The organism is Herbaspirillum sp., from assembly GCF_035644555.1.
Lineage (GTDB): Bacteria > Pseudomonadota > Gammaproteobacteria > Burkholderiales > Burkholderiaceae_D > Herbaspirillum.
Genome location: NZ_DASQOH010000065.1, coordinates 1 through 1,503 on the forward strand (window position 1 = coordinate 1; position 1,503 = coordinate 1,503).

Genomic DNA, 1,503 nt, shown 5'->3' on the forward strand with positions numbered 1-1,503 from the left:
ACATGGCATACGATCTCGAAGAACAAGAACAGCTTGATTCCATCAAGGCCTGGTGGGCGAAGTACGGCAACCTGGTGACCTGGGCGCTGATCATCGCGCTGGCCGCCTATGCAGCCTGGACGGGCTGGAACACCTACCAGGGGCGCCAGTCGGCGCAGGCTTCGGTGCTGTACGAAGAACAGCAGAGATCCTTCGCCGCCAAGGACAATGCCAAGGTGCAGCGCGCCGCCAGCGACATCCAGGACAAGTTCAGCGGTACCGCATATGCCGAGATGAGCGCTCTGGTGGCGGCCCGGTCGGCCTTTGATGCCAATGACGTCGAGACCGCCAAGAAGCAACTGCAATGGGTGATCGACCATGGTCGCGGCAAGGAATACAAGGCCATCGCCGCAGTGCGTCTGGCCGGTGTGCTGCTGGATGCCAAGTCTTATGAAGAAGCGCTGAAGGTGTTGTCCGGCGACTATCCGGCCCAGTTCGCCGGTGCCATCGCTGACCGCAAGGGCGATGTGCTGCTGGCCCAGGGCAAGCGCGACGAAGCGCGCACCGCCTACAAGCTGGCGCTGGAAAAGAGCGATGCCAAGGACCCCGGTCGTCAGCTCATCCAGATCAAGCTCGATGCCATCGGCGGCGAAGCTCCCAAGGCCTGACCGCCTGACAGATATCGGCCGGTTCCTCGTCTGCCAGCGCGGACGGCGAGCCGCCAGGGCCGCCCAGGTGGCCCAGGAATTGAACCGCAATCCCACCGCGAAACCAATCATCGCTTAGAGGAAACAGAATATGCGTAGTGTGACAGCCACTGCTGCCCAGGCAACATCCTTTGCTCGATCCCATCGCGCCGGCACACTGGCGCTGAAGCTGGCTGCGGCCGCAGCCGTGGTGGCCCTGTCCGGCTGCTCGCTGTTTTCCAGCAAGAAAGACCCGAATCCGCCGGCTCCGCTGGTCGAGTTCGCCCAGAAGCTGCGTGTCCAGACCGCCTGGTCGGTCTCGGTGGGCAAATCGGGCAGCTTCCAGTTCAGCCCGGCCTACGCTGCCGGCAGCATCTTTGCAGCCGCCAATGACGGCAGCGTGGTCCGTATCAATGCCCAGAACGGCCAGACCCTGTGGCGCAGCCGTACCGACATGGACCTGACGGCCGGTGTCGGCACCGATGGCAGCACCGTGGTGGTGGTCGGTCAGAAGGGCCGTATCCAGGCCTTCGATGCCGCCTCCGGTAAGCCGACCTGGAGTGCCCAGGCGCCCAGCGAAGTGTTGTCCGCCCCCGCCGTGGGCGAAGGCCTGGTGGTCATCCGCAGCATCGACAACCGCGTGACGGCGTATGATGCCGACAATGGCAGCCAGCGCTGGATGGTCCAGCGCAATGTCCCCTCGCTGACGCTGCGCAATGCGCCGGGCATCGCGATCGGTTCGCAAACCGCCTTCGTGGCGCTGCCGGGTGGCCGCCTGTCGGCCCTGGCCCTGAACAATGGCGGTCCGCGCTGGGAAGTGCCGGTCGGCGACCCGCGC

The 1,503-nt window shown here is 64.9% G+C and carries 2 protein-coding genes; both read left to right on the top strand.

Annotation, left to right across the window (positions count from 1 at the left end; genetic code table 11):
* Positions 1-2 precede the first annotated feature (2 nt).
* Complete coding sequence (locus VE092_RS18270) at positions 3-647, top strand: tetratricopeptide repeat protein (protein ID WP_324879202.1); 645 nt, start codon at positions 3-5, stop codon at positions 645-647.
* 130 nt (positions 648-777) lie between these two features.
* The coding region (locus VE092_RS18275) for a PQQ-binding-like beta-propeller repeat protein (protein WP_324879204.1) at positions 778-1,503 on the top strand (726 nt) is incomplete at its 3' end.

Excerpts from the sequence above, each read along its gene's own strand:
- VE092_RS18270 (WP_324879202.1), top strand. The coding sequence starts at position 3 with ATGGCATACGATCTCGAAGAACAAGAACAGCTTGATTCCATCAAGGCC.